This is a genomic window from Ilumatobacter sp. (genome assembly GCF_041688325.1).
In the GTDB taxonomy this organism is placed as follows: Bacteria; Actinomycetota; Acidimicrobiia; order Acidimicrobiales; family Ilumatobacteraceae; genus Ilumatobacter_A.
Window position 1 is genome coordinate 1 of record NZ_JBDNIJ010000238.1, and the last position, 2,087, is coordinate 2,087.

The 2,087-nt window shown below is 65.6% G+C and carries 2 protein-coding genes; both read left to right on the forward strand.

Translation table 11 applies throughout. The features are described 5' to 3' along the window. Window positions 1–1,606, forward strand: a 1,606-nt coding sequence (locus ACH2EI_RS13510) for a glycosyltransferase (protein WP_395160382.1), incomplete at its 5' end; no start/stop codon positions are given. Beyond that, a partial coding sequence (locus ACH2EI_RS13515; RefSeq protein ID WP_395160384.1) for a glycosyltransferase family 2 protein occupies window positions 1,603–2,087 on the forward strand: 485 nt, incomplete at its 3' end. The genes ACH2EI_RS13510 and ACH2EI_RS13515, both read left to right, overlap by 4 nt.

The window sequence follows — 2,087 nt, forward strand, 5'->3', positions numbered from 1 at the left end:
CTGGGAGCATGTGCTCGTCAACGACGGGTCGACCCGACCCGAGGTGGCGCGCCTCCTCGACGAACATGCAGCCGGTGACCCACGTGTCAAGGTCGTGCATCGCGCCGCGCAGGGCGGCATCGTCGCCGCCAGCTCCGACGCGCTGGCTGCAGCGACTGGCACCTGGGTCGCACTCCTCGACCACGACGACGTCCTCGAACCACACGCGCTCGCCGCAATGGCCGCGGTCCTGGCAGACGGGCTGGCAGATGGGCTGGCGGGCGGGTTGGCGGACGGTGCGCAGGTGGCGTATAGCGATCATGATTTCATCCGGGCCGACGGTCGACACGTCGACCCGTGCTTCAAGCCGGACTTCTCACCGGAACGACTGCGCAACCAGAACTACATCACACACTTCGTGATGGCCGACCGCCAACTGGTCGTCGATGTCGGTGGGTTCCGCGAGGGCTTCGACGGCGCCCAAGACCACGACCTCGTCCTGCGCCTCACCGAGAGCGCTGGGCAGGTGGCCCATGTCCCGCAAATTTTGTATCACTGGCGCAAGGCCCCGACCAGTGTGTCGGCCAGCTCGGACAACAAGCCGTGGGCGTTCGACGCCGGCGTCCGCGCAGTCGAATCGCAGTGCGAACGACTCGGCATCGACGCCACGGTCGAGCGCACCGAATACGACGGCTGCTACCGCGTCAATCGCCGGGTGGCCTCGACGCCGCTCGTCAGCGTCATCATCCCGACGCGTGGGTCATCGGGCCGTGTGTGGGGTGCAACGCGCAGCTACGTGGTCGATGCAGTCGAGAGCCTCGCCACACGGTCCGACTACCAGGAACTCGAATTCGTGGTGGTGTTCGACGATGCGACACCCGAGCCGGTGCTGCACGCCCTTCGCCGGATCGCAGGCGACCGGCTGCGCCTCGTTCCCTTCCACGACGACTTCAACTTCTCGGCGAAGATCAACGCTGGCGCAACTGCGGCCACGGGCGACCTGTTCCTCGTGCTCAACGACGACACCGAACTGATTGACCCGGCGAGCGTCGGGGTGATGGTGGCGCACCTCGAACTCGACGACGTCGGCATGGTCGGCGCACGGCTGCTGTTCTCCGACGGAACACTGCAGCACGGCGGGCACGTGTACCACCACGACATCATGCACGCCTGCCTCGGCTGGGCTGGCGACTCGCCCGGGCCCTGGCCAATGCGACCACTCGCCGTCGAACGGGAATGCAGCGGCGTCACCGCTGCTGCTTGCCTGGTTCGCCGTTCGGTGTTCGAAGCCGTCGGCGGATTCACCACTGAATTGCCGCTCAACTACAACGACGTCGACTTCTCGCTCAAGGTCCGCGCCGGCGGGCACCGGATCATCTGGACCCCGTACGCCAGCTGGTACCACTTCGAAAGCAGAACACGTGTCAGCGTGCTGCGCCCCGAGGAGTACGCATTCATCAACGACCGTTGGCACTACGAGATCAACAACGATCCGTACTACAACCCGAACCTGCACCCGGATCGACACGACTGGCTCGAACGCCCGATGCGTTCTGGTGCCCCTGCTGTCGAGACGCGACCCAACGTGTTGCGTCGCACGTTGTCCAAGGTGCAGGCACGCCGATGACCGCGCCGCTCACTTCGCCGCTCAATTCGCCGAGTTCACTGATGGTGCCGGTCGTCGTTGTTACTCATGGCGGCCCCAGCGAACGAGTGCAGCGTTGCACGGCATCGCTCGTCGAAGCAGGCGGAGCCGGACCGATCATCGTGGTCGACAACAGCGCAACGGCACTGTCTGACGACGGCTATGGGCCAGCCGACGTGACGGTGATCCGGACGACCAACGAGGGGTACGGAGCTGCCGCGAACGTCGGGTTCGACGCGGCCTGGAGGCTGGCGCCGGACGCAACTGCGGTGGCGTTGTTAAACGATGACATCGAAGTCGATAACGAGTGGCTGGTGCCGCTCAGCGCAGCGATCAACAGTGGCGCATCGGCCGCGCAGCCCAAACTGTTGCAGGCTCCGCGTTCGGTGAACCCGATCATCAACAGCGTTGGCGTCGAACTCGATGCATGCGGGGCGGGCAGCGACATCGGGTACGGCCAGCC